The sequence below is a fragment of the Mycetocola sp. BIGb0189 genome, from assembly GCF_024810155.1.
Lineage (GTDB): Bacteria > Actinomycetota > Actinomycetes > Actinomycetales > Microbacteriaceae > Mycetocola > Mycetocola lacteus.
Genome location: NZ_JANUED010000007.1, coordinates 112,267 through 137,096, shown reverse-complemented (window position 1 = coordinate 137,096; position 24,830 = coordinate 112,267). Strand labels below are relative to the sequence as shown.

Here is a 24,830-nt window from a genome sequence, read left to right as displayed (position 1 = left end):
CCGTTTTTTAAATATCACCCGGGGATCCGCGGAATTCCGGGGTATGCCGTTATGGTTTTGTTACTTTTGTGGAATTTACCAGGCAAAATCCGCGAGATTCCGTTAGTCTTGGCTCTAGCCGTTGCGAAAAGATGCCCCTCAACGGGGCTCTCCCCCCTTCCGCAACACCCCCATCTTGATCACCCACCCGGTGTGACTACCCGCGGTAGCCATGCCCTTTTTGGAGCAACTCAGTGAACCAGAGCACGACACCCGAGAGCGAACGGGTGGCTACTGCACCCCTGCCCTCACGTCGCGCACTGCGTGCTGCCCGTGAGGCCGAAAGTGCCGCGGCCGCCCCCGCGACCCCGGTCCCCACCGCCACAACACACGTCACCCCGGTTCCGGCTGCCGCCTCCCCGAGCCCCACCAGCGCGCTCGATCCGATTGAAGATCACGGCGTCGCCTCGGTGGCCACCGGCATCGCCGGTTCGGCCCCCGCTCCGGCCCAGGCACCCACCCGGCCCGCCGCAACCCACGCGGTCACCGAGTCGCTCGCCGAAACCGCCGCGGCCGCATTCATCGCTCCGGCACCCGCGGTCGCCGAAACCCACGCACCCTCGGTCACCGAACACGCAGACTCGGCCCCCGCGGCCATCGCCGAAACGACGGTACCCGCGGCACGTCCCACCGCACCCCAGGCAGAGCAGGCGACGCCTCCGGCCCCACGCACACCGACCGCCGCCCCCAGCTTCAGCGTTCCCACCTTTGACGAGATTTTTAGTGGCGTGCCCGCGGCCGGCCAGACAGCACCCGCCGCCGCCCGCACCGAGGATGCCCGTTCCGAGCAGCCGCAGACCGACACCCACACGCCTCGTCAGAAGCGCGGAACACGCGCCCCGCGTTCCGCCTCCGCTCACCGCACCGGTCGCCCCCAGGGCCCGCGGGCTGCGCGTCGTCCGCTGCGCCGGGCCGTCTTCTCCGCGCTGATCGTTCCCGCCCTGTTTGGAACCGCCGCACTCCCCGCCTTTGCAATCGACTCCTCGGCCTCCGCCGCCGGTCCCACCGGGTACTCGGCCATGCAGCTGATCCGCGGTGAGTCCAAGGCACCGCAGACCCTGACCGTGAGCGCCTCGGCGGCGGTGGAAGATATCGACCGTGGCACCTACGAGACCAGCCGCGGCGCGATGGCCCCCACCGGCTACAACGCCTCCAGCGCTCTCGAAGCGTATGCGGGACCGTCGGCACTGGGTTGGTGGCGTCCGCTGCCCGGCCCGATCACCTCGCCGTACGGTCCGCGCGGTCTGATCTGTAACAGCGTCGGCTGCTCCAACAGCTTCCATGAGGGCATGGACTTCGCCGGTGCCTCGGGCACCCCGGTCCGCGCTATCTTTGGTGGCACCGTGACCTTCGTGGGCAACGCCGGGGCATTCGGTAACCGAGTGATCGTGGATCACGGCAACGGCGAGGTTTCGCTGTACGGGCACCTGCTCACCGGCTCCGCCGAGGTCAAGGTTGGCCAGACCGTCGAGGCCGGACAGATCCTCGCGGGTGTGGGCGCGACCGGTGTGGTCAGTGGTCCCCACCTCGACCTCAAGATCGAAATCGACGGCCAGATGACCGATCCCGCCGCATTCCTGCGCAGCAAGGGCGTCCCGGTCTAACCAGCGCCCGCCACGCTCCTGAGATGCACGGAGTAGCCGGTTACAGCCAGTGCTTCTTTTTGAAGATGCCGTAGAGCAGCCCGGCAAATCCCACCATGAGGGCGATCGAGAACGGGTATCCCCACTCCCAGCTCAGCTCGGGCATGTTGTGGAAGTTCATGCCGTACACCGACCCGATCAGGCTCGGGGCAAAGATGATCGCCGCCCAGCTGGAGATCTTTTTCATCTCCTCGCTCTGCCGCAGGCTCGCCTCGGTGAGGATCCGGGTCTCATCGTTTTGACGCTGCCCCACCAGGGCCGCATTCACGGTGAGCGCGTTTTCCAGCAGGCTGCGATAGGCGCTGGCACGCTCGATGACCCGCGTCACATGGTCGCCCACATCGCGCAGGGCTCTGCGCTGTTCGATCGCGTCGGCCGGCAACCGCGCGGCCATCGACACCAGCATGCCGGGCAGCGGGGTCGCCGCCCGCTGAAACGCGATCACCTCGCGGGAGAGTTCATAGATGCGCTGAGATTGCTCATGCCCGCCCGAAAACAGGGCGTCCTCAATCTCGTCGATATCGTTTTCCAGCCCGGCGAGCACCGGCTCATAGCCGTCGACGATCTCGTCCAGGACCGCGAACAGCACGGCCTGGGGGCCCTCGGCCAGCCGTGACGGTTCGGCCTCGAGGCCACGCCTGGTCTCGGCAAAGTTGGGGGCTTCGGAGTGACGGATCACAATCGCCGTGCGCGGTCCGGTAATCACGTGCACCTCGCCGAAGTCCACCCGCTCCTCGGCGTCCACGTAGCGTGCCGACCGCAGCACGGTGAGCGTGGTCTCGCCGTAGCGCTCGAACTTGGGACGCTGATGACCCTGGGAGGCGTCCTCGACGATCAGCTCATGCACCCCAAAATCGGTGGCCAGCGCGTGCAGCTCAGCGGTGTCCGGGCGGTACAGCCCCATCCAGGCGAACCCATCGGGATGAGATTCCAGGGCCGGCAGAGTCTGGTCAATTCCCAGCGGAGACGCCACTCGGACACCCGCCACGTACACAGCATTGTCGATCATGACCATGTTGGTTTCCTCCCACATCCGCCGTCGATTCTCACCGTAGCCCAGTTCCCCTGCACACTCGCTGATCGCCACGTGGGGGCGGCCAAGCACAACCGTCACCTAGGCTGAAGCTATGCCTACCCGTGCCGAGATCAGGTTTGACCGTGTCCTAGCGGCCGTGCTGTTTGTCTGTGCCCTCCTCAGTCTGGCGCTCTACCAGCAGATGGGGATCTTCGCTCATCCGGCGCCGCTGTGGGTGGGCGTGGTTACCTCGCTGTGTCTGTGCGCCACGCTGGCGTGGCGGCGCAGCTATCCAGTCCTGGTGATGTTCACGGCCGGAATCATCTTCGTGGTGGCCGCCCTCCTGGGTGTCGCCGAACAGCTCCTCGCCAATGTGGTCCTGTTCCTCTCGATCTACACCGTCGGCGCCGTGGTGGAGAATCGGGATCGCGCCCGGCTGATGCGCATGCTCATGATCGCCGGAATGTTTGTGTTCCTGGTGGTGGGCATGTTCATTCAGTCCACCAGCACCCACCTCGTCTCCGGACTCCCTCAGGTGGGGGCGCTCTCCCCGCTGGTCGCGTTTATGCTCGCGCAGATTCTGATCAACGTCCTCTACTTCGCCGGGGCCTATGTCATGGGCGAGATTGCCTATCGGGTGCGCCTGCGAGAGCGTCAGCTGCGCGCACTCACCACCGAGCTCGAACACGAGCGGGCTCTCAGCTCCAGCCAGGCGGTCGCGCTGGAACGGGTGCGTATCGCCCGCGAACTACACGATGTTGTCGCCCACCATGTCTCGCTGATGGGGGTGCAGGCGGGTGCCGCACGAATGGTGCTGGATAGCGACCCCGACGCCGCCCGCACCGCCCTGCACCAGGTCGAGACCAGTGCGCGCCTGGCCATCAGCGAGCTCCGCGGACTGGTGGGCACGCTGCGAGAAGCTACCCCGGGCCTCGAGGACGCCCCCTCCACGGTGAGCCTGTCCGGTCTCCCCGCCCTGATTCGCGCCAGCGAGGACGCGGGTCTCCCGACCCGGTTTGAGATTCAGGGCACCGAGGTGCCGGTTTCCAGCCTCACCGGTTTCACGCTGTACCGGGTCGCCCAGGAGTCCCTGACCAACGCCCGCAAGCATGGCGGCCACGCGGCCACCGCCGATGTGCGCCTGCGCTATCTGAGCGACGGGGTCGAGTTGGAAATCGCCAACACCGGGGCGATGCCGGTGCCCCATCCGCAGTCCGGACACGGCCAGCTCGGGATGCGGGAACGGATCGCCGCGGTCGAGGGCCGGCTCGAATACGGACCGCGTACCCGCGGCGGATATCTGGTGCGCGCCTTTGTCCCCTACGACCTCGCCGCCCTTCCCGAAGGAGTCATCCGATGAGCCCTATTCGCATTCTGCTGGTGGATGATCAGGCTCTCCTGCGCGCCGGCTTCCGCATCATCCTGGGCACCCAGCCCGATATGGAGGTGGTGGGCGAAGCCTCGAACGGATTGGAGGCCATCGCCGCCGCCGAAGCGCTGAAGCCCGATGTGATCTGCATGGACATCCAGATGCCGGGGATGGACGGGCTCGCCGCCACCGAAAAACTGCGCGCGGGTGCGGCGGCGATCCTGGTCCTCACCACCTTCAACGAGGACGCCTACCTGTTTGCAGCCCTGGAGGCCGGTGCCTCCGGGTTCCTGCTCAAAAACTCGTCCCCCGAAGAGCTGATCGACGCGGTCCGGGTGGTACACGGCGGGGACGCCCTGCTCTCCCCGGCGCTCACCCGACGCGTCATCGAGCGGTTCGCCCCGGCACAGGCCCGGTCCGAGACCCCATCCGCACCGGCCGCGGTCCCGCCGGTTACCGAGCTCACCGAACGCGAGCGCGAGGTGTTGGAGTTGCTGGCTCGGGGGCTCAGCAACCAGGAGATCGCCGGCACCCTCTATGTGGGCGAGGCAACGGTGAAAACCCACGTTTCGCGGGTTCTGCAAAAACTCGGGGTACGTGATCGCATCCAGGCTGTGGTGTTCGCCTACGAGCACGGCCTGGTTGTCCCCGGAAGCGCGCGGCAGGAGTCCCCGGGCTCCGCATCCTAACCGCGGGCGTTCGCTCAAAGCGAGCGCCACAACCGGTCATCGCCACGGCGCGAGCGGTACGCTCAAGAAATGGAATTCAGATATCTCGGAAACAGCGGTCTCAAGATCTCGGAGATCATTTTTGGTAACTGGCTGACCCACGCCTCGCAGGTCGAAAACGACATCGCGATTCGCAGCGTGCAGGCGGCCCTCGAAGCCGGCATCTCAACCTTTGACACCGCCGACACCTACGCCAACACCGCCGCCGAGGTGGTTCTCGGTGAGGCCCTCAAGGGTCAGCGTCGCGAATCGCTGGAGATTCTGACGAAGGTGTACTGGCCCACCGGGCCCAAGGGCCACAACGACTCTGGTCTCAGCCGGAAGCACATCATGGAGTCGATCAACGGTTCGCTCACGCGCCTGGGTACCGACTATGTCGACCTGTACCAGGCTCACCGCTTCGATTACGAGACCCCGCTTGAGGAGACGATGCAGGCCTTTGCCGACATCGTGCGCCAGGGTAAGGCCCTCTACATCGGCACCTCGGAGTGGAGCGCCGACCAGCTGCGCGCCGGTCAGGCCCTCGCCAAGGACCTGGGCTTCTCGCTGATCTCGAACCAGCCGCAGTACTCCGCCCTGTGGCGGGTCATCGAGGCCGAGGTTGTGCCCGCCTCCGAGGAGCTGGGCATCTCTCAGATCGTCTGGTCTCCGGTCGCCCAGGGTGTGCTCACCGGCAAGTACCTGCCCGGTGCCGCCGCTCCCGCGGGTAGCCGCGCCGCCGACGAAAAGGGCGGTGCCAACATGATCAAGAGCTACCTCACCGAGGAGATCCTGACCGCCGTGCAGACCGGCTTCGTGCCGATCGCCGCAGACCTCGGCCTGACCCCGGCGCAGCTGGCCGTGGCCTGGGTGCTGCAGAACAAGAACATCGCCGGTGCAATCGTGGGAGCTTCGCGTCCCGAGCAGGTGGCCGATAACGCCCGCGCCGCCGGCGTGAAGCTCGACGCCGACGTGCTCGCCGCGATCGACACCGCGCTGCGTCCGGTGGCCGAGTTTGACCCGGCCAAGCTGGCATCGCCGGCCGGTCGCCCGTCCTAAACGCTCCACATCATGCGTGTGGCCCCGGGGATTCTCCGGGGCCACACGCATTTCAGGGACTAGGGGACCAGGACCATCCGGAAGCGCGCGGCCCCCGAGGACATCCGCGCAAACGCCGGGGCGGCATCCTCCAGCGTGGCGGTCTCGATCATCGGACGTACGCCGTGCCGGGCAGCGAAGGCGAGGTTATCCTCGTTCTCAATCGGGCTGCCGGTGAGCGAGCCGCGCACCCGAATGCCGCGCATCACCAGGTCCGAGGTGGAGACGGATACCGGGTCCGAGGACGCCCCGACAACCATCAGCGTGCCGTTGGTCGCGATCCCGGCGATCAGCGCCGAGGAGGAGGCACCGGACGCCGCGGTGGCGACCACCAGATCGGCCCCGCCGAGTGCGGTGAGCTCGGCGACGGCGGCCGCCGGATCCTGCGCGTCCACATAGTGGTCGGCCCCGAGCTCACGGGCAAAGTCGGCCTTCTCGGTGCCGCGGGCGATCGCAATCGTGCGCATTCCCAGGTGGTGGGCGTACTGCACACCGAGGTGGCCGAGACCGCCGATTCCCTGAATCGCCACGGTGGACCCGGGGAGCACGTCCGCCTTGAGGATCGCGTTGTAGGTGGTGATACCCGCGCACAGCAGCGGCGCGGCCACATCGGAGGCGAGGGTCTCGGGGATCGCGACCAGGCCGCTGGCCCGGGCGATCATCACCTCGGCGTAACCGCCGTCCACGGTGACGCCGGTCAGCGGCTGGTCGGCGCAGTGCACGAAGTCGCCGCGGCGGCAGGGATCGCAGGCACCGCAGTGCCCGCCAAGGAAGCCGACGCCCACCCGGTCTCCAATCCGCCAGCCGGTGACGTCTTCGCCGAGCGCGTCGATCACGCCGACCACCTCGTGTCCGGGCACCATTCCGGGCTCGGATTCGGGGTGTTCGTGGACCGCCAGGCCGTCGGTGTGACAGATTCCACAGGCCTCCACGCGGAGGCGGACCTGCCCGGCGGCGGGATCGCGCAGCGGGCGATGGACGAGTTTCAGGGAGCCATCGGCGGCGACGGCAACGGCACGGTAGGTGGTGGTTTCGGCAGACACGGAGGCCCTTTCGCGAAGGTTGAATGTTATTGACTAAAGCCGTTTAACAATAACTTATTAAACTTCAACGTCAATTTGTTTCACATAAAAAATGTTTGCCAATAACCTGATACCCTCGTTCCATGAGTACCCCAGCGACCGACCTCGGCACCCTCATCGTCGACCTGGTGGGCACACGGGCGGGCACCCATGCCGCCGAGAGCTTCGCCGATCCCGAGTCCACCCGCGCCTGGTTTTACCGGGCGGGCCTGATCCCCGAGGACACCCGGGTCTCCGAGGCCGAGGTCTGGACGGTGCGCGAACTGCGCGACGCGGTCACCGCCATCCTGGCCTCCCACCTTCACCCGGCCAAGGACACGGATACCGGATCGGCCACCGCCGCGATCGAACGCATCGCCGCGCTGCATCCACTCATGCCCCGGCTCACCCCGGCGGGTATGGAGCTCGTGGGCACCCAGACGGGGATGGCCGGCGGTATCGGCACCCTGCTGGCCCGGGTGGCCACGGTGGCCTCCAATCCGCGCGAATGGGTGCGCTTCAAGACCTGCAGCAACCACACCTGCCACTCGGGTTTCCGCGACAACTCCCGCAACGGCTCGGGCCTGTACTGCGGACCGGGCTGCGCGGCGCAGGTCAATATGCGCGCCTATCGCAAACGCCAGGGCGGGGACGCCGCCCGGGCATAAAAACGGGTGCCGCCGGGCCACGCCCCGACGACACCCGCGAACCTGCGCTAGCGGACCATGAGACCTCCACCGTCGATCATCAGGGTCTGCCCGGTGATGTAGCGCGAATCATCCCCGGCCAGGAACACCACGGCGGGGGCGATATCGGTCTCAACATCGCCGATCCGTCCCAGCGGCACACTCGCCAGGGCCGCGGCCGCCTGCTCGGGATAGTTTTCGGTCCACCACTTCACACCCTCGGTGAGCGCGTAGGGGCAGACCACGTTGACCCGGATGCCCTCGGGCCCCCACTCGTTGGCCGCGACCCGGGACACCCCGCGGATCGCCTCCTTCGCCGCCGCATACGCCCCCTGGGTGGGGCTCCCGGTGAGTCCGGCCCCCGAGGCGAAGTTGATGATCGATCCGCCGGATTCCGCAAGCAGATCGTGGCAGACCATCATCAGGCGCTGGGTGGGGGTGAAACTCGACCCGAACGCCTGCGCCCAGATCTCCGGGGTGGTGTCGAGTAGTGGTGCCGGGGTCGAACGGTTGGCATTATTCACCAGCACGTCCAGCCGCCCAAAGGCGATCAGTGCGGCCTCACGAATGGCCTCGGCCGCACCCTCGGTGGACAGGTCTCGATGGTGGAACACCGCGCGCTCGCCCAACTCGGCCTCGAGCGCGAGCCCTGCCTCACGGCTGGTATCTACGAACAGCACCCGTGCGCCCTCGCGCACAAACACCCGCGTCAGTCCGAGCCCGATCCCGCCCGCGCCTCCGGTAATAATGGCGACCTTGCCGTCTAGTTTCACTGTGCTTCCTCCTTGTGTGGGTTGCGAATAAACAGCGCCAGCACGATGGCCAGGAGCGACAGGATCGCGCCCCCGGTAAACGCGGCGTGCGCTCCCGCGGCACCGGCCAGGAGCGGGTTCTCGCCCGAGGTCAGGTGACGCGTGGTCTCATTGGTCATCAGCGTGATGAACAGGGCCGTTCCGGTGGCCCCGGCCACCTGCTGCAGGGTATTGACGGTCGCGCTGCCGTGGGCGTAAAGCGAGGGACGCAGACTTCCCAGCGCCGAGGAAAGCAGCGGGGTCAGGGTGAAGCCGAGCCCGGCGTTGAGCAGCATCAGCAGGAGGACGATGTGCCAGGACTCGGTGCCGGCGCCCACGGTCCCCGAGAACAGCCAGAGCGCGAGCGAGGACACGACGGTGCCAAACAGCACGATCCAGCGCGGCCCGAAACGGTCGGAGAGGGCACCGGACACCGGGGCGAAGATGCCCATGATCAGCCCACCGGGCAGCATCATCAGCCCGGTTTGCAGCGCGGTCAGGCCGAGCACGTTCTGTACAAAGAGCGGCAGTACGATCAGAGCGCCAAACAGAGCCAGCATGCTAAAGAACACCAGAATCACGGCGATGGTGAACGAGCGGTTGGTGAACGTGCGCAGATCCAGCAGTGCCGAATCGGTGCGCTGCAGCACCAGCTGACGCCAGATGAACAGGCCAAGCGAGATCACGCCCACGCCCAGCGGAACCAGCGGCGAGACGCCCGCGTGCCCGGTCGCCTCCTCGCCCAGGCTGCTGATGCCGTAGATCAGGCCCGCGAAACCCAGCGCCGAGAGCACGGTGGAGAGGATGTCGAGGCTCGCCGGGCGACGCTCGGTGAGGTTGCGCATCGTGAAGATCGCGGCGATCAGGGTCGCGGCGGCCACCGGGAACACAAACCAGAACATCCAGCGCCAGCTGAGGTTGTTGAGGATCAGGCCGGAGACGGTGGGGCCAATCGCCGGGGCGGCGGCCATCACGATGGCGATCCCACCCATCGTGCGGCCGCGCTTTTCGGCCGACACCACGTTCAGGATTGTGGTGCTGAGCAGCGGCGTCATGATCGCGGTGCCCACGGCCTGCAGCACGCGGGCCATCAGGAGCACCGCGAAGCTCGGGGCCAGGGCGGCAAGCAGGGTCCCCGCGGTGAAGACGGCGATAGCGGTGATCGCAAGTCCGCGCAGCGGGAAGCGGTTGAGTAGGAAGCCGCTGGTCGGGATGACCACGGCCATCGTGAGCATGAAGCCGGTGGCAAGCCACTGGGCGGTTCCCGCATCGATGGCAAAGTCACGCATGAGGTGCGGCAGGGCCACCCCCATGATCGTCTCGTTGAGGATCATCACGAATGCGGCAATGAGCAGCAGCGCGATGATCGGACGCGGATTGGTCGCGCGAGCGGCCGAGGCGGGTGGGGTGGGCTGCGCGATCTGGGCGCGCGGGGTTGCGGTCATGGGGAGTCCTTCGGTGTTGGTGCGTTAACCGTGTCACACCGTGCCATGATGTCGCAAGATGACAATATGCTGCGCTAAGCTAATTCCAAGCAAGGAGCATCGTGACCACACTCTTCCCCACCCCGGACTCCCCGGGCCTCGACCTGCGCGAGCGCCGACGCCTGGAAACCAGTGCCGCAATCGGCGACGCGGCGATCACCCTTTTTGAAACCCAGGGCGTGGAGCACACCACGGTGGCCGATATTGCCGAGGCCGCGGGGATCTCGGTGCGCACGTTCTTCCGTTACTTCCCATCCAAGGAGGCGGCCGCGGTGGATGGGCAGCCGGTGTTTGGCCCCATCATGCGCGACCTGCTGGCCACCCTGACGCCCGAAAAACCGCTGCTTCCTCAGATTGAAGCGGCCCTACATGCGGTCCTGGTGGAGCTGGAACGCTATGACGGTGCCGTGCGCAGCCAGCTGATTCGCGTGCGCACGCTGATGCTTGATAACGCGAGTCTGCGCGCCGCATCCCTGCGCCATGAGGATGAAAACGATCGCCTACTGGCCGCGGAAATCGCCGACCGCTATCCCCTCGCCGGTGGGATCAGTGAGGCGTGGATCGCCGTCCACCTGGCCACCTTCACCCTGCGCACCGCATTCGACGGCTGGGTCCAACAGCCCGAGGATGCCCCCCGCGAAACCCTGGCCGACGCCCACACCCGCCTGATCAACGCCCGCAACGCCCTGGTGGCGGGAGAAAGAACAGACGCCTAAACGTCGTAACGATTCGCGGGTCCGTTCCGGTCAAAACATCCGCCGCTGAAACCACAAAATCCCCACACACGGTGAGGATTTTGTGTGAATCAGGGATTCTGAGAACCTTAGCTGCCGCTATCGGGCGGGCAGCGCCTCGGCGATCGCCGCGATGAAGGCATCCACATCGGCCTCGGTGGTGTCGAAGGCGGTCATCCAGCGCACCTGCTCGAGGGATGCATCCCAGTCGTAGAAGCGGAAGGACTCGCGCACCTTCTCGGCGGCCGCCGCGGGCAGGGAGGCGAAGATGCCGTTGACCTGAGTGTCCTGGGCGAAGGACAGGCCGGTGATTTCACCGGCGGCGATTTTCGTCTCCAGCCCCGCACGCAGACGCGCGGCCATCGCGTTGGCGTGGGCGGCACCGCGCAGCCACAGGTCTCCTTCGAGCAGCGCGACCAGCTGAGCCGAGACAAAGCGCAGCTTCGAGGCCAGCTGCATGTTCATCTTGCGCAGGTAGTCCACGCCGTGGGCACGCTCGGGGTTCAGGACCACCACGGCCTCCCCGAAGACCAGGCCGTTCTTGGTTCCGCCGAAGGACACCACGTCGACCCCGGCGTCCGTGGTGAAGGCGCGCAGCGGCAGGTTCAGTGCGGCAGCGGCGTTGGCGATCCGGGCACCATCGAGGTGCAGCGCGAGGCCCCGGGAGTGCGCAAACTCGGCGATCGCGGCGATTTCATCGGGGGTGTACAGGGTCCCAAACTCGGTGGACTGGGTGATCGACACCGCATGCGGCTCGGCCCGGTGTACGTCTCCGAACCCGTAAGCCTCGGTCGCGATCAGCTCGGGGGTCAGCTTGCCGTCCGGGGTCGCGACCGGCAGCAGCTTGAGCCCGCCGACCCGCTCGGGGGCACCACACTCATCGGTGTTGATGTGGGCGGAGGCCGCGGTGATCACGGCACCCCAGCGCGGCACCACCGACTGCAGGCTGAGCACGTTGGCGCCGGTCCCGTTGAACACCGGGAACACCTGCGCCCGCTCGCCAAAGTGCCCACGCATCACCTCGCCGAGACGCGCCGTATACACGTCGTCACCGTAGGCCGACTGGTGTCCACCGTTGGCGGCGACCAGCGCCTCCAACACCTCGGGGTGAGCTCCGGCGTAGTTGTCGGAGGCGAAGTGGCGAACGGAGGAATCGTGCAGTGCGGAGGTCATACCCTCTATGCAATCACGAATTTTGCCGGGCTCGCCACGGGAACACAAAAGTGGCGGCGTCCTGAAGAACGCCGCCACTTTCGCGCCTGGATCTAGCCGCGCAGCGCCTCGCTGAGCTTGAGCTTGCCACCGGTGTGCAGCAGCGATCCGCGGTAGATGCGGGCGGCCAGCAGGATCACCAGGATCACCGACACCAGCAGGATGGCCAGGGCCACCAGCGGCTCCCACCACTGCGCGTCACCGAAGAACAGGCGCACGGGCATCCCCACCGGGGCGGAGAAGGGCACGTAGCTGAGCACGGTCATGACCACCGGGTTGTCGTTGAAGAAGGCGACCCCGAAGTAGGGAATCATCACCAGCATGGTCACCGGGGTGATCGCCGAGCCCACATCCTCCTGGCGTGACACCAGCGAGGCCAGGCCCGCAAACAGCGCCGCCAGCAGCACAAATCCGAAGATGAAGAACACTACAAACCAGATGATCGGCGCCCCGACTCCGGCCAGCAGCGCGTCCTGACCGGTGGCCGAGAGGCCGACGATCGCGACCGCCGCAATCGCCGCAACCTGGGCAAAGGCCAGCAGCGAGTTCCCCAGCACCTTTCCGGCGAGCAGCACGCGAACGGAGATCGTGGACATCAGGATCTCGACGATCCGGGTCGACTTTTCCTCAACCACCGACTGGGCAATCACGCTGCCGAAGGTGACCGCCGACATCATGAAGATCAACCCGAACGCCAGCGCCATGATGAAGCGCAGCGGGCCGGTCACGCCGTCGCCACCCAGCAGCTCAACCTGCGGACGCAGGGTCAGCGCATCGGTCAGCGCATCGGGTGCCTTCTCCTGGGCGATGATGGTGACCCCGGTGGGGTTTTTCTGGGTCGGCTGCTCGGCGATCACCGCAGCATCCACCTTGCCCTCACGTACCAGGGCGCGGGCATCCTCGTTGCTGGCGACGCTTTCCACGTCGAAGGTTTTGGTGTCCAGGATCGCGGCCACCGGACCGGCCGCGGCCACCCGGGTCTTCTCGTCACCGGAGAACCCGCCGCCCGCGGCAAACCCGCTGAGCAGCACACCGATCAGCACCAGCACGATCAACGAGGCGGAGGAGAATAGGAACGCCTTGCTGCGCAGACGCTGGGTCATCTCCCGCTCGGCGACCAGCCAGGTGGTGGACAGAACCGAGGGGGTGGCGGGGGTTACTGGGCGTGTGGTACTCACTGGACTACCTCCCGATAGATCTGGGCGAGCGAGGGACGAACGGGGGTGAACGCGTGCACCGGGCCGCGTTCGAGGGCACCACGCAGCACCAGCTGCGCGCGCTCGGCGGTGTCGGCGTCGAATTCGACGTGTCCACCGTCAAAGCTCAGGACCGAGATTCCGGGGACCTCGCGCACCCAGCCACCGTCCGCTTCGCCCTCCAGGCTAAAGCGGTTACCGCGGTGGGCGTCGCGCAGGCTCTGGGCCGAGCCAACCGCGCGGACCTGACCGCCGGAGATGATCACGATGTCGTCGCAGAGACGCTCAACGATGTCGAGCTGGTGGCTGGAGAACAGCACCGGAACCCCGGCGTTTGCGCGCTCCTTGAGCACCGCGAGGACCACATCCACCGCGAGCGGGTCGAGGCCCGAGAAGGGCTCATCCAGCACGAGGGCCAGCGGATCATGCACCAGCGCGGCGGCGATCTGCGCACGCTGCTGGTTTCCCAGCGACAGGCTCTCGATGGTGTCGCCACCGCGCTCGCCCAGACCCAGCTGATCGAGCAGGCGCTCGGTGTTGCGCTTGGCGGTCTCGACACCGAGACCGTGCAGGCGCGCGAAATAGGTGATCTGCTCGGCGACCTTCATCTTGGGGTAGAGCCCACGTTCCTCGGGCATGTACCCGATTCGGCGGCGATCCTGCTCCGAGAGTGGGGAGCCATCCAGCAGCACCTCGCCGCTGTCGGCCTCCAACACGCCGAGCAGGATGCGCATCGTGGTGGTTTTGCCGGCACCGTTGCCGCCCACAAAACCGGTCATCCGGCCGGGCTCGATGGTGAAGCTCATGTTTGTGAGCACCTGACGGGTGGCAAAGGATTTATTGATGCCGCGTATCTCCAGCATGGGCCCTCCAATCGTGTTGTCACCCCAGGCTATTCGGGCGACACCGTGCGGGTCGTCCCTCACCCGGCGGATTTTCCCCCTCCGCCGAATGGCGGATACGCGGCATAAAACGGCCGGAACGGAGGATTGGGTTTCCCCAGAGATTCGCCTAGAGTTAGGTAATGCTCAGCTTAGGAGAAACGCAGGTTTTGGTCCGTACCGATCGCCCCGCCTACCACCCCTGGCCCGCCAAAGTCTCGGCGGTGACCGAGCTCTCACCGCACTTCACCCGGGTCACCTTCCGGGATGATGAGCTGCAATTCTTCGGCACCGACCTGCTGGATCAGCGCATCAAGATCCTTTTCCCGCTGCCCGGACAGCCCCTGTTTACGCTGCCGAACCTCGACGGCAACGCCTGGTGGGAGTTCTGGCGCGACCTCCCCGAGGAGGAGCGTGCGCCGTTCCGCACCTACACCGTGCGCGACGTACGACCGGCACTCGGCGAGGTCGATGTGGACTTCGTGGTGCACTCGGTCCCCGAGGGCTCCGAGGTGGGCCCGGCCGGAAAGTGGCTGCTGACCGCGCGGCCCGGCGACGAGGTGTACCTGGTGGGGCCGGACGCACGCAGTCTGGAATCCGCCATCGGCATCGACTGGCACCCGGGGGATGCCACCCGTCTCCTCCTGGCGGGGGACGAGACCGCACTGCCCGCGATTGCCGGGATCCTGCGCGACCTGCCCGCGGATGCGGTCGGCGACGCGCTGATCGAGGTCCCCACCGCCGAGGATGCCCTTGAGCTGGAGCATCCGGCGGGTGTCACCGTCACGCTGATCGCCCGCGAGGGTGCCGAGCACGGCGCGGGCCTGATCCGGGCGATGGATGAATGGATCGCCGGACACGGCGACCTGATCGAGGCCGCCCGGGCTCCCCGCGCGCAGAAGCTGGCCGACGTGGACGTTGACACCGACATTCTCTGGGAGACCCCCACCGATGAGGACTCGGGTGAGTTCTATGCGTGGCTGGCCGGAGAATCGGGCGTGATTAAGCAGCTACGGCGCACCCTGGTCACCGCCCAGGGCGTGGATCGTCGACGGGTGGCCTTCATGGGATACTGGCGGATCGGTAAGGCCGAGAACTAGACCCGTAATGCCGCGGAAACACGGCGTTCATGCGCCGGTCACCGTTTGCTACGGCACGCATTGACACGGTGAAATATTGGGAGTATTCATTGGGGTAGGAGCGCCGGGACGGGAATACCCGGAGCTCTTCCCCCAACGAACGGATAACCATGACCTCCCCCGTTATTCGGCGGCCCCTGCGCGCGTTTGCGCCGGCCGCCGCCCTGGGTGCCGCGGCGCTGCTGCTCGCGGCACCGCTCACCGCCCAGGCACTCCCCGCCGACACCATCACCGTGGCCGCGGGTGACTCGATCCAGGCGGCGCTGAACGCCGCCCCGGCCGGAGCCACGCTCCAGCTGGCCGCGGGCACGTTCCGCGAGGATCTACGCATCAGCAAGCCGGTGACCATCGAGGGTGCCGCCGGACGCGGCACCGAGATCCGCTCGGCCGGGTCCTCGAAGACCATCGACCTGACCAACGTGAGCGATGTTGCCCTCAAGCACCTCTCGATCACCGGTGCCGACTCGGATGCCGCGCGCCCCAACGCCACCGGCATCGACGCCAACGGTGCCCGCGGGCTGACCCTCGAGGACATCGGGGTGCGGGAGTTCGGCAAGAACGGTATCGCGATCACCAACCGCTACACCCCGACCAGCCCGGTCATCTCCGGTGACATCACCATCAGCAACGTCCAGGCGCAGCACAACGGCTGGGCCGGCATCGCGTTCTATACCAAGAGCTCGCAGAACACCACCGACAACATCGATAACGTGAGCTTCGTGGGTGCGGCCAACGCCTTCACCGACAACGCCTACAACGTGCAGTTTGGTGACACCGGCAACACCGCCAAGGTGACCGGCGCGCAGGGTGGCCCGGTTGCTCTCGGCACCATCACCGTGGGCACCGCACCCGCACCGGTTTCGGACAAGGCGGGCATCCTGGTGCTCGACACCTCGGCCGTCACCGTGGCCGCCGACGCCACCCTGGCGCTCGCCCAGCCGCGGGCGATCGTTGCCGCGGACCTGCTGCCGGGCGTCACGGTTGAGGCACCGGTCACCACGCCGGAGCCCACCCCGACCCCCACGGTCGAGCCGACCGTTGAGCCCACCCCGGAGCCCACGCCGACTCCGACCGTCGAGCCCACGGTAGAGCCGACCCCGACCCCGACGCCCAGCACCCAGCCGAGCCAGACCCCCAAGCCCACCGAGACCCCGGCCGCTCCGGCCCCGGCCCCCGCGGGTAACACCAACGCACTGCTGAACCTGGTCAAGGACCTCGGCCTGAACGTCGCCGCCACCACCGCCTCGGTGCAGGCGGCCCCGGGCGTCGACCTGACCAAGCTCAACCCGGCCGCTCCCTTCACCGCAACCCTGCCGTGGAGCGCAAACGACGCGTTTGTGGATGTCTACGCATACTCGACCCCGACCCTGCTCGGTAGCTTCCCGGTTGTGGACGGTGCCGTCGTGGTCGCGGGTGCCGACCTCTCCAAGCTTCCCGCGGGTGAGCACCACATCGTCTTCCAGGGTCAGACCTCAAAGACGGTGGCCGTGATCGCCGTGGCCGTCACCGCGGCCCAGCCGGTCGCCGCCGGTACCCCGGCAGCCCTGGCCTCCACCGGTGCCGATGGCGTGCTGGGCCTCGGCGTTGCCGGCGGCATCCTGCTGCTGATCGGTGCCGCGGCGCTCGGTCTGGTGCGTCGTCGTCGCTCGCAGGCGGACGCAGCCTAGTCGCACCCCACACACGCGGCGGCGGCCGGGAGGGTTTCCTCCCGGCCGCCGCCGTGTTTTTGGTGCCCCGGGGAGACCCGGTGACGATCCGCATGGACGCCGCCGCTCTCGGCATGCGCCGGATCGGGATGGCCTAGTCCGGCAGCAGCCCGAGAGCCGCCACCGCATCACGTTCGGCGATCAGCTCGGCCACCGAGGCGTCGATTCTGGCGCGGGAGAACTCGTCGATGTCGATATCCGGAACGATCGCCCAGCGCCCCTCGATGGACTGGGCGGGGAACGAGGAGACCAACCCGGCCGGGACCCCGTAGGATCCATCGGACACCAGGGCCACGCTGGTCCAGGCATCCCCGGGGGTGCCGAGGACCCAGTCGCGCATGTGATCGATGGCCGCGGATGCCGCGGAGGCGGCCGAGGAAGAGCCACGCGCGGCGATGATTTCAGCCCCACGCTTGGCCACCCGGTCGATATACGCGCTGCGCGCCCAGTCCACATCCACCGCGGCGAGCGCGGCCACCTCGCCGATGCTGGCCTGGCTGAGGTCGGGATACTGGGTGGGCGAGTGGTTGCCCCACACGGTGATCCCGGTGACCTCGGTGACCGGGACGCCGGCCTCGGCGGCGAGGATCCCCACCGCCCGGTTGTGGTCCAGCCGGGTGAGCGCGGTGAAGCGTTCGGCGGGCAGGTCGGGGGCGTTGCGCTGGGCGATCAGCGCGTTGGTGTTGGCGGGGTTACCCACCACGATGACCCGCACATCCGCGGCGGCGTGATCGTTGATCGCCCGACCCTGCGGCCCGAAGATACCCGCGTTGGCCTCCAGCAGGTCGGCGCGCTCCATACCCGCGGTGCGCGGCCGCGCACCCACCAGGAACACGATGTTGGCATCGGTGAACGCCTCGGTGGCGTCGGTGTGTACGCTGACCTGATCCAGCAGCGGGAAGGCCCCGTCGATCAGTTCCAGCTGTGTCCCCGCGGCGGCGGCTTCGCCGGCCGGGATCTCCAGGAGGCGCAGTCGGACCGGGGTATCCGGGCCGAGCAGATCGCCCGCGGCAAGACGGAAGAGAAGCGCGTAGCCGATGTTTCCGCCCGCGCCGCTCACGGCAATGGTGACCGGTTGTGTACTCATACCGCCGAGTCTAGGCCGGGAAGGTTGCTCCTGTCCCGGATCCTTACACAATCCGTACGCGCATCCGCGTTACGGCCGGTTACGCACGGATCCGCACGCATCCGGCGCGGTGCCTACCCTAAAGAGTATGTCCTCCTCGCCCGCGGTCCCCGCCGTCCCGTCCATCCTCGAGCCGATTCTGGCGGCAACCGATTCCGTGCTGTCGGCCACCGAGCCCGCGCTGGCCGCACTGCTGGCCGAGACCCGGGCGTTCCCGGCCCCCGCGCATCTCGCGGCCTCGGCCAACGTGGACGCGAGCTGGTTCGAGCGGGCGGATGCCGACCCCGATGCGTTCTGGGCCGAGCAGGCCGCGCGCCTGGACTGGGCACGCCCCTGGGACACCGTCCACACCTGGAAGCCCGCAACCGTGCAGAAGGACGGGACCCTCTCGGTACCCGAAACCACCTGGTTTGCCGGAGGCACGCTGAACGTCGCGGTGAACTGTGTGGACCGCCACGTGGCCGCCGGCCGCGGCGACAAGATCGCACTGTACTTTGAGGGGGAACCCGGTGATCGCCGCGCGATCAGCTACGCCGAGCTACAGCGCGAAGTGTCCCGTGCCGCCAACGCGCTGACCGAGCTGGGCATCGGCCGGGGCGACCGCGTGGTCATCTATCTGCCGGTCATCCCGGAAACCATCATCGCAACCCTGGCCGTGGCGCGCATCGGTGCGATCCACTCGCTGGTGTTTGGCGGCTTCAGCGCCGAGGCACTGCGCTTCCGGGTTGAGGACACCCGGGCCAAGCTGCTGATCACCACCGACGGGCAGTACCGTCGCGGCACCGCGGTCCCGGTCAAGGCCAACGCGGACGCCGCGGTCGAGGGTGTGGACAGCATCGAGCACGTCCTTGTGGTCCGCCGCACCGGTTCGGAGATCGACTGGACCGAGGGCCGCGACGTCTGGTGGCACGAGAGCGTGGACCGGGCCGCCGACACCCACGAGCCCGAGTTCTTTGACGCCGAGAACCCGCTGTTTATCATCTACACCTCGGGCACCACCGGCAAGCCCAAGGGCCTGGTGCACACCTCGGGTGGATACCTGACCCAGGCATCCTTCACCCACTGGGCGGTGTTTGATGCAAAGGACAGCGACGTGCACTGGTGCACCGCCGACCTCGCCTGGGTCACCGCACACACGTACGAGATCTACGGCCCGCTCTCCAACGGGCTGAGCCAGGTCATCTACGAGGGCACCCCGAACACCCCGCATCCCGCGCGACACCTGGAGATCATCGAGCGCTACGGCGTCACGACCTACTACACCGCGCCCACGCTGATCCGCACCCTTGCCAGCTGGTTCCCCGAGGGACTGCCGGACACCTACGACCTCTCCAGCCTGCGTCTGCTCGGCACCGTGGGCGAGGCGATCAACCCCGAGGCCTGGGTGTGGTTCCGCCACAACTTCGGCCGGGACGAGCTGCCGATCATCGACACCTGGTGGCAGTCCGAAACCGGCTCCGCGGTGCTCGCCCCGCTGCCCGGCGTGAGCACACTCAAGCCCGGCTCGGCGACCCGCGCACTGCCCGGACTCAGCGCGATCATCGTGGATGAGCACGGCGAGCGCGTGCCCTTTGGTTCGGGTGGATACCTGGTGGTGGACCGTCCCGGCCCCTCGCTGGCCCGCACCGTCTGGGGCAACCCCGAACGCTACCGCGACGCCTACTGGGAGCGCTTCGCCGACCGCGGCTACTTCTTCTCCGGCGACGGAGCCAAGTGGGATGAGGATGGCGACATCTGGGTCCTGGGCCGCGTGGATGATGTGATCAACGTGTCCGGGCACCGCCTGTCCACGATCGAGATCGAGAGCGCCCTGGTTTCCCACCCGCACGTGGCCGAGGCCGGGGTGGTGGGCATCGCCGATCCGGTGACGGGGCAGGCGATTGCCGCGTTCATCATCCCGTCCCATGATCGTCCGGCCGAGGAGGATCCCGCTGCCTGGGCGGCCAAGTCGGCCGAGGTGACCCGCGAGCTGCAGGAGCACATCCGCGCGCAGATCGGCGCGGTGGCCAAGCCACGCGAGATCATCCTGGTCCCCGACCTGCCCAAGACCCGCTCGGGCAAGATCATGCGCCGCCTCCTGGTGGACATCGCCGACGCCCGCCCGCTCGGCGACGTCACCAGCCTCCAGGACGACACGGTCCCCGCCCGGATCGCGGCAATCTTCGCCGAGCGCTAGTCTCACTGCGGACAACGGCTTGGTGCCGTGACCGGTTTGTCATTAGACCACAACCTCATCCCGCGCCAACCCTCGGGAAAACCCATTTCCCGCTCGGACCGATCGGGTAGCTGGGAGTAGGCGTGTTCGATCTCCCTGCGTACCTTTTGGGCCCAGGCGGATCCGGGAGAGGCGGCGCCGATCAACTTGGCCATCAGCGTCAACCCGCCAAATAGTTGCTCGCTTTGACCACGTGGCAGCGCATGCAGGTCCTCCACGGTTCGCAGCGCAGCCGTCGACGTCGGGATGAGGGTCCGGTTCCACATGCGGCCGTGGTGCGCTCCAATGTTGCGCAAAACCGTGAGTTGCTCAAGCCATCGTGCCAGCGGGTGATTCTTCTTCGCCCTCACTGCCTGGTTGGGTTTGAGCCGCGCGGGATCAATAATGATCCCCAGGCGCTCGGCGACCGCGAATTGATCGGCCGCGCGCATTCCGTCAAACAGCATCGATAGGTCCGAGAAGTCGAGCACATCAACCAACACCCAAATCGGAATCACCCCGCCATATTTTTCCCGATGATGCGCGATCACCGGAGAACGTCGCGCCGCGCGGTCAACACGAGAGGTCGCATTTTTCATCCACGATTCATGATCAAAGCCGTCGCGAAAATATGAGCGATCCGTATGCGCAATCGGCGATGATGCGCCCAGAACGTAGCTCAGATGACTCCGCAGGGCGACCTCGACACGTTCGATCCCGTCATGTACGAGGGTGCGCAGCTTTCGGTCGAATTCATACAGGGTCTCGATCGTTGTGAAGCTGGTTCCCTCGATAAATCGCTCGGCTCGCCGCACAACACCGGAACCATTACTTTCGAGTACCCGATACGTGTGCCAGTACCCGCTCAGGCGGTAGTAGTTCACCGAGTGGAGCCACTGTTTTATGTCGTGGCTCGGCACCATCCCTCGACCGCACAGAAGTTCAATCTGTTCGTCAAGGGTGAGAAACTTCTTCGGCGAAGTGGACACGAGACTCATGCTGCCAGGTTAAAGAGATCCAGCCCACACCAGCAGAAGCTGGGCGGGCTGAACGATTACCTTCAAGCTAACACACCAACCACCGAAAACCGTCGAAATAGGTGGAATGCCACTCACACTCAGGTGGTCAGTTCCGCCCGTCTCATCTCCGAGCAAACAGCGCCGGCGAAGTAGGACATCCCGTCCCACCGCAGACTACAGTTCGCCCTCCGTCGGGCAGGTTCCCGCTTCGGCCTCGGTCGGGCAGCCGTTGCCCTCGGTGGTCATCAGCTGGTTGATGCGCTGCGGGGTCAGCCGGAGCAGGCGCGCGATGTCGGCCTGACGCAGGCCCTGGTCGGCGAGTGCGCGGATCGTTTCGCGGCGCAGGCGGGCGGCCTCGGTCAGCGCCGCACGGCCCGCCTCCTCCTGGGCGGCGGCCGCGGCCCACAGGGTTTCGGCGTCACCGGGGAGCTCGATCGCGGTGTCCACGATCACCCGGTCGGGTGCCACGGCCAGACACTCGCTGGCGATCTCGGCTGCGATTTCCGGGATGTCCCGCACGGTGGGCGATTGACCCGAGGTGTCGAGCTCGGGAATTTCAATCTTCCACCAGCGTCCCGAACGCCGCGCGGTGGCCCGCAAGGGGCGAGCTTCGGTTTCCGCCGACATGATTTTCCTTCCGGCTCGAAGCCTAAATTGAGGCCTCATCTCGAAATCTCTAGGGGGGATAGAGAGTCTTCGTAAATCTTATGCAACTTTTTTCGTCATCCGGGGAATACGGGTCCGGGGATGTGCGGTTACAGCTACACGTGCCCCGCGGAATCGCGCCGCACGTCGCACATAATAACCATCGTTCCGCGGGTTCCATTCCCGCATGCGGCAGCTCAGACGCCCGAAAGGACCTCCCATGACCATCACCGACACCTCCCGTCACGCCGAAACCTCCGCTCCGATCAACAGCGTGCTGGCACAGCGCTGGAGCCCGCGTGCCTACGCCGCCGGCGCCACCATTGACGAGACCAAGCTCACCTCGGCCCTTGAGGCCGCTCGCTGGTCCCCGAGCGCCAACAACAGCCAGCCCGCACGCTTCATCGTGGCCCGTCGCGGCACCGAGTCCTTCCAGAAGGTTGTGGACTCGCTGGTTGGCTTCAACCAGGCCTGGGCACACCGCGCCAGCGTCCTGCTGGTGGCCGTGGCCAACACCAAGAACGCCGAGGGTGGCGAGCAGCCCTGGGCCATCTATGACCTCGGCCAGGCCGTCGCTCACCTGAGCGTCCAGGCTCACGAAGACGGTCTGTTTGTGCACCAGATGGCGGGCTTTGACCCGGCAGCCCTGGTGTCCTCGTTCGGCCTGGAGGAGGGCTTCGTACCCTTCACCGTTTCCGCCATTGGTGAGCTCGCCGCCCCGGAGATCCTCGAGGACGAGTTCCTGCAGTCCCGCGAGGTGGCTCCGCGCGAGCGCAAGCCCCTCGCCGAGATCGTTGTTGTCAACGACTAGGTCGCCGATGACACGTCGGCGTCGATTCTGGAAGGCCTGCACGGTCGGTTTGGCCGTGCTGCGTTTCCGGATCAGTCTGCTCCACCTCGGGTTTGTCCGGCAGGGTCTTGCCGGTCTCGAGGCGGACCTGGATTTGAATGCTCGGCCCGCACAGCCGGAAGCCGAACGTATCGACGCCCCGGTAGCGGTGGATAAACCGCTGCTCACCCCGGTGAGCTAACCCCGCAGGCAAACGCCACGGACACGAAGAATGGGTTCATCGTGTCCGTGGCGTTCTGCGTTAACCACGGGGAAATTTCGCCGCAAAACTGCGGCGTGTGCTGTGCGACGCGCCCGAGATGCGCTTGAATAGGGGGATGAAGATTCTCCCCCTTCCCCAGAGCAACCTCCAGGCTTCCAACATCATTCTTGGGCTCATGCGCATCGCCGAGCTGAGCGACCAGGACATCCGCACGCTGGTGGGTTCCGCGATTGACGCCGGCGTCAACGTGTTTGACCATGCCGACATCTACGGTGGTGCCCGCCACGCGTGTGAGGAGCGTTTTGGTAACGCGGTGACCTTCACCGCCGCCGAGCGCGAAAACGTCATCATCCAGTCCAAGGTGGGCATCCGCCCGGGCTACTTCGACTTCTCCCGCGAGCACATCCTGACCACCGCCCGCGAGGCGCTGGTGGCGCTGAAGACCGACTACCTCGACGTCTTCCTGCTGCACCGCCCCGACACCCTGGTTGAGCCCGAGGAGGTGGCGTCGGCCTTCGCCGAGCTGCACGAGCAGGGCCTGGTACGGAACTTCGGTGTGTCCAACCACACCCCGGGTCAGATTGAGCTGCTGAAGAAGTATGTGGAGCAGCCGCTGATCGTCAACCAGGTGCAGCTGAGCATCACCCACGCCCCGCTGATCGCCTCGGGCATCGCCGCCAACATGGCGGGCCTCGACCAGTCGATCAGCCGCGACAACGGTCTGCTCGACTACGCCCGTCTAAACGACATCACCCTGCAGGCCTGGTCGCCGTTCCAGAAGGTATTCTTCGATGGCGTCTTCCTGGGCGACCGCGAGGCTTTCGGCCCGCTGAATGATGTCCTAGACGAGCTGGCCGCCAAGTACGGCGTCACCCCGACCGCGATCGCCACCGCCTGGATCACCCGTCACCCCGCAAACATCCAGGTGGTACTGGGCACCACCAACCCGGGCCGCGTGGCCGAGGCCGCCGCCGGCTCCGACCTCCCGCTGACCCGCGAGGAGTGGTACCGCCTGTTCACCGCGGCTGGTCACACCCTGCCGTAACCCGGTACACGCGAACACCGGGGTGGACCGAGGCGGTCGGTTGCTCCAACACGGACGAAGGCCCCTCCGAACCATGGTTCGGAGGGGCCTTCGTTTCCTCTCGGATAAAACTATCCGTTGAGGTTCGCGACCGCGTAGTCGGCTTCCTCAGGGGTGAACTTCTCGCCGTACTCGCTGACCAGCTGATCGCGGATGGCGCTCGGCGACATGGACATCTGATCCTGGTAGGTCTTTGCCTTGGCCAGCGCGTTGGCGTTCCAGTCCGCCTGCACGTTATCGACGGCGTACTGGGCGGCCTCGGCCGAGAACTTCTCGCCGTACTCGGAGGTCAGCTGGTCATAGAGACCGGCCTTGCTCATGTGCATGATCTTGACGTACGAGTCGGACTTCTTCAGTGCCGACTTGAACTCGGCAGGAACCGCGGGAGCCTCGGGCTCCTTGGTCTCCTTCGCCGGCTTTGCGGGCTCGGTCTCGGCGGCGTCCACGGCCGCGGCTTCCTCGCTCGCAGGGGCCTCGGCCACGGCGCTGGCCGCGGGCTTTGCGGGTGCCGTGCTGTCGGAGTTGCCACCACCGGAGATTGCGGCGGTCAGTGACCAGATGAGGGCGATAACACCAAAGACCAGACCGGTTACCGTCTTGCCCTTGCTCTGACCCTTGCGGAGGGCAAGCACGGCGAGGACGATTGCGGCGACGGCGGCCAGGATGCCCAGGACCGGAATCGACGCAACCAGAATGGACCCGATACCCACGAGCAGTGCACCCAGCGCAAGGCCCGACGGAGCCTTCGGTGCCGGAGCCGAGAGGGTGGCGGTTGCTCCAGCGGTGACGGGGGCGGTTTCAGGGGTACCCTGCGGGTATTCAGGGTTGGGGGTGTTCGGGTTTTCGGGTGTAGTCATAACGCTAAGTATGGCAGAGCAGATCCGCATGAAATCGCGGTTTTGACCCTCCCGGCGCCACCAGTTCGAGGGGGAGTATCGGCGAGTCTGCC

23 protein-coding genes are annotated in these 24,830 nt (G+C 66.7%); 12 read left to right on the top strand and 11 right to left on the bottom strand.

Going from position 1 to position 24,830, the window contains the following annotated elements:
• The first annotated feature begins 266 nt into the window (after positions 1-266).
• Positions 267-1,643, top strand: coding sequence for a M23 family metallopeptidase (locus tag M2390_RS12165; RefSeq protein ID WP_259179049.1), 1,377 nt, complete (start codon positions 267-269; stop codon positions 1,641-1,643).
• 40 nt (positions 1,644-1,683) lie between these two features.
• On the opposite strand, the gene M2390_RS12160 is transcribed toward M2390_RS12165, so the two are convergent.
• A complete protein-coding gene (locus tag M2390_RS12160) occupies positions 1,684-2,697 on the bottom strand; it encodes a magnesium and cobalt transport protein CorA (protein WP_259179280.1) in 1,014 nt (337 codons plus the stop codon).
• A 112-nt stretch (positions 2,698-2,809) separates the two neighbouring features.
• On the opposite strand from M2390_RS12160, the gene M2390_RS12155 reads away from it, so the two are divergent.
• From M2390_RS12155 to M2390_RS12145, 3 genes are all read left to right on the top strand, one after another.
• Positions 2,810-4,057, top strand: coding sequence for a sensor histidine kinase (locus M2390_RS12155; RefSeq protein WP_259179048.1), 1,248 nt, complete (start codon positions 2,810-2,812; stop codon positions 4,055-4,057).
• Positions 4,054-4,755: a response regulator transcription factor gene (locus tag M2390_RS12150; protein WP_259179047.1), complete on the top strand. Its 702-nt coding sequence runs from the start codon at positions 4,054-4,056 to the stop codon at positions 4,753-4,755. The genes M2390_RS12155 and M2390_RS12150 overlap by 4 nt, the downstream gene beginning before the upstream one ends.
• 69 nt (positions 4,756-4,824) lie before the next feature.
• Entirely contained in the window at positions 4,825-5,832 is a 1,008-nt protein-coding gene (locus M2390_RS12145; protein WP_259179046.1) for an aldo/keto reductase family protein, read from the top strand.
• Between the two features lie 59 nt (positions 5,833-5,891).
• On the opposite strand, the gene M2390_RS12140 is transcribed toward M2390_RS12145, so the two are convergent.
• A complete protein-coding gene (locus M2390_RS12140; RefSeq protein ID WP_259179045.1) occupies positions 5,892-6,914 on the bottom strand; it encodes a zinc-binding dehydrogenase in 1,023 nt (340 codons plus the stop codon).
• Positions 6,915-7,036: 122 nt separating this feature from the next.
• On the opposite strand from M2390_RS12140, the gene M2390_RS12135 reads away from it, so the two are divergent.
• Positions 7,037-7,600: an ABATE domain-containing protein gene (locus M2390_RS12135; protein ID WP_259179044.1), complete on the top strand. Its 564-nt coding sequence runs from the start codon at positions 7,037-7,039 to the stop codon at positions 7,598-7,600.
• 47 nt (positions 7,601-7,647) lie between these two features.
• Here M2390_RS12135 and M2390_RS12130 read toward each other — a convergent pair whose 3' ends face one another.
• Positions 7,648-8,391 (bottom strand): SDR family NAD(P)-dependent oxidoreductase, encoded by a 744-nt coding sequence (locus tag M2390_RS12130; protein WP_259179043.1) that lies wholly within the window; start codon positions 8,389-8,391, stop codon positions 7,648-7,650.
• The gene (locus M2390_RS12125; RefSeq protein WP_259179042.1) at positions 8,388-9,854 is read right to left on the bottom strand and encodes a DHA2 family efflux MFS transporter permease subunit; all 1,467 of its coding nucleotides are present in this window, start codon (positions 9,852-9,854) and stop codon (positions 8,388-8,390) included. Before M2390_RS12125 ends, M2390_RS12130 begins: the two co-directional genes overlap by 4 nt.
• Positions 9,855-9,955: 101 nt before the next feature.
• Here M2390_RS12125 and M2390_RS12120 point away from each other — a divergent pair, with 101 nt between their 5' ends.
• Positions 9,956-10,609, top strand: a complete 654-nt coding sequence (locus tag M2390_RS12120) for a TetR family transcriptional regulator (RefSeq protein ID WP_259179041.1) — start codon at positions 9,956-9,958, stop codon at positions 10,607-10,609.
• A gap of 117 nt (positions 10,610-10,726) precedes the next feature.
• On the opposite strand, the gene M2390_RS12115 is transcribed toward M2390_RS12120, so the two are convergent.
• The 3 genes from M2390_RS12115 to M2390_RS12105 all read right to left on the bottom strand — a co-directional run bounded on the left by M2390_RS12115 (position 10,727) and on the right by M2390_RS12105 (position 13,898).
• Positions 10,727-11,800, bottom strand: a complete 1,074-nt coding sequence (locus M2390_RS12115; protein WP_259179040.1) for a low specificity L-threonine aldolase — start codon at positions 11,798-11,800, stop codon at positions 10,727-10,729.
• A 92-nt stretch (positions 11,801-11,892) separates the two neighbouring features.
• On the bottom strand, positions 11,893-13,017 hold the full coding sequence (locus M2390_RS12110) for an ABC transporter permease (protein ID WP_259179038.1): 1,125 nt from the start codon (positions 13,015-13,017) through the stop codon (positions 11,893-11,895).
• The gene (locus M2390_RS12105; protein ID WP_259179036.1) at positions 13,014-13,898 is read right to left on the bottom strand and encodes an ABC transporter ATP-binding protein; all 885 of its coding nucleotides are present in this window, start codon (positions 13,896-13,898) and stop codon (positions 13,014-13,016) included. The genes M2390_RS12110 and M2390_RS12105 overlap by 4 nt, the downstream gene beginning before the upstream one ends.
• 242 nt (positions 13,899-14,140) lie before the next feature.
• On the opposite strand from M2390_RS12105, the gene M2390_RS12100 reads away from it, so the two are divergent.
• A complete protein-coding gene (locus M2390_RS12100) occupies positions 14,141-15,016 on the top strand; it encodes a siderophore-interacting protein (protein WP_310503984.1) in 876 nt (291 codons plus the stop codon).
• A 149-nt stretch (positions 15,017-15,165) separates the two neighbouring features.
• Complete coding sequence (locus M2390_RS12095) at positions 15,166-16,722, top strand: right-handed parallel beta-helix repeat-containing protein (protein WP_259179032.1); 1,557 nt, start codon at positions 15,166-15,168, stop codon at positions 16,720-16,722.
• Between the two features lie 133 nt (positions 16,723-16,855).
• Here the strand turns inward: M2390_RS12095 and M2390_RS12090 are convergent, their stop codons facing one another.
• A complete protein-coding gene (locus M2390_RS12090) occupies positions 16,856-17,848 on the bottom strand; it encodes a malate dehydrogenase (RefSeq protein WP_259179030.1) in 993 nt (330 codons plus the stop codon).
• 127 nt (positions 17,849-17,975) lie between these two features.
• Between M2390_RS12090 and acs the strand changes: the two genes are divergently transcribed.
• Positions 17,976-20,063, top strand: a complete 2,088-nt coding sequence (gene acs / locus M2390_RS12085) for an acetate--CoA ligase (protein ID WP_259179028.1) — start codon at positions 17,976-17,978, stop codon at positions 20,061-20,063.
• 2 nt (positions 20,064-20,065) lie between these two features.
• On the opposite strand, the gene M2390_RS12080 is transcribed toward acs, so the two are convergent.
• Positions 20,066-21,079 carry an Abi family protein gene (locus M2390_RS12080; protein WP_259179026.1) on the bottom strand — a complete coding sequence of 338 codons (1,014 nt, stop codon included), beginning with the start codon at positions 21,077-21,079 and terminating at the stop codon, positions 20,066-20,068.
• A 195-nt stretch (positions 21,080-21,274) separates the two neighbouring features.
• The gene (locus M2390_RS12075; RefSeq protein ID WP_259179024.1) at positions 21,275-21,727 is read right to left on the bottom strand and encodes a hypothetical protein; all 453 of its coding nucleotides are present in this window, start codon (positions 21,725-21,727) and stop codon (positions 21,275-21,277) included.
• A 238-nt stretch (positions 21,728-21,965) separates the two neighbouring features.
• Here M2390_RS12075 and M2390_RS12070 point away from each other — a divergent pair, with 238 nt between their 5' ends.
• The 3 genes from M2390_RS12070 (at position 21,966) to M2390_RS12060 (ending at position 23,842) form a co-directional block, all read left to right on the top strand.
• Complete coding sequence (locus M2390_RS12070; protein WP_259179023.1) at positions 21,966-22,556, top strand: nitroreductase family protein; 591 nt, start codon at positions 21,966-21,968, stop codon at positions 22,554-22,556.
• Positions 22,557-22,563: 7 nt separating this feature from the next.
• A complete protein-coding gene (locus M2390_RS12065; protein ID WP_259179022.1) occupies positions 22,564-22,776 on the top strand; it encodes a hypothetical protein in 213 nt (70 codons plus the stop codon).
• Between the two features lie 136 nt (positions 22,777-22,912).
• A complete protein-coding gene (locus M2390_RS12060; protein ID WP_030147733.1) occupies positions 22,913-23,842 on the top strand; it encodes an aldo/keto reductase family oxidoreductase in 930 nt (309 codons plus the stop codon).
• A gap of 110 nt (positions 23,843-23,952) precedes the next feature.
• Here M2390_RS12060 and M2390_RS12055 read toward each other — a convergent pair whose 3' ends face one another.
• On the bottom strand, positions 23,953-24,738 hold the full coding sequence (locus M2390_RS12055; protein ID WP_259179020.1) for an Ltp family lipoprotein: 786 nt from the start codon (positions 24,736-24,738) through the stop codon (positions 23,953-23,955).
• Between the last annotated feature and the right edge of the window lie 92 nt (positions 24,739-24,830).

Bases quoted from the DNA above. Each gene is read 5' to 3' on its own strand.
- M2390_RS12160 (WP_259179280.1), bottom strand. From the start codon at position 2,697: ATGGTCATGATCGACAATGCTGTGTACGTGGCGGGTGTCCGAGTGGCG.
- M2390_RS12155 (WP_259179048.1), top strand. From the start codon at position 2,810: ATGCCTACCCGTGCCGAGATCAGGTTTGACCGTGTCCTAGCGGCCGTG.
- M2390_RS12150 (WP_259179047.1), top strand. From the start codon at position 4,054: ATGAGCCCTATTCGCATTCTGCTGGTGGATGATCAGGCTCTCCTGCGC.
- M2390_RS12145 (WP_259179046.1), top strand. From the start codon at position 4,825: ATGGAATTCAGATATCTCGGAAACAGCGGTCTCAAGATCTCGGAGATC.
- M2390_RS12135 (WP_259179044.1), top strand. From the start codon at position 7,037: ATGAGTACCCCAGCGACCGACCTCGGCACCCTCATCGTCGACCTGGTG.
- M2390_RS12125 (WP_259179042.1), bottom strand. From the start codon at position 9,854: ATGACCGCAACCCCGCGCGCCCAGATCGCGCAGCCCACCCCACCCGCC.
- M2390_RS12115 (WP_259179040.1), bottom strand. From the start codon at position 11,800: ATGACCTCCGCACTGCACGATTCCTCCGTTCGCCACTTCGCCTCCGAC.
- M2390_RS12105 (WP_259179036.1), bottom strand. From the start codon at position 13,898: ATGCTGGAGATACGCGGCATCAATAAATCCTTTGCCACCCGTCAGGTG.
- M2390_RS12095 (WP_259179032.1), top strand. From the start codon at position 15,166: ATGACCTCCCCCGTTATTCGGCGGCCCCTGCGCGCGTTTGCGCCGGCC.
- M2390_RS12090 (WP_259179030.1), bottom strand. From the start codon at position 17,848: ATGAGTACACAACCGGTCACCATTGCCGTGAGCGGCGCGGGCGGAAAC.
- acs (WP_259179028.1), top strand. From the start codon at position 17,976: ATGTCCTCCTCGCCCGCGGTCCCCGCCGTCCCGTCCATCCTCGAGCCG.
- M2390_RS12080 (WP_259179026.1), bottom strand. From the start codon at position 21,079: ATGAGTCTCGTGTCCACTTCGCCGAAGAAGTTTCTCACCCTTGACGAA.
- M2390_RS12075 (WP_259179024.1), bottom strand. From the start codon at position 21,727: ATGTCGGCGGAAACCGAAGCTCGCCCCTTGCGGGCCACCGCGCGGCGT.
- M2390_RS12070 (WP_259179023.1), top strand. From the start codon at position 21,966: ATGACCATCACCGACACCTCCCGTCACGCCGAAACCTCCGCTCCGATC.
- M2390_RS12065 (WP_259179022.1), top strand. From the start codon at position 22,564: ATGACACGTCGGCGTCGATTCTGGAAGGCCTGCACGGTCGGTTTGGCC.
- M2390_RS12060 (WP_030147733.1), top strand. From the start codon at position 22,913: ATGAAGATTCTCCCCCTTCCCCAGAGCAACCTCCAGGCTTCCAACATC.
- M2390_RS12055 (WP_259179020.1), bottom strand. From the start codon at position 24,738: ATGACTACACCCGAAAACCCGAACACCCCCAACCCTGAATACCCGCAG.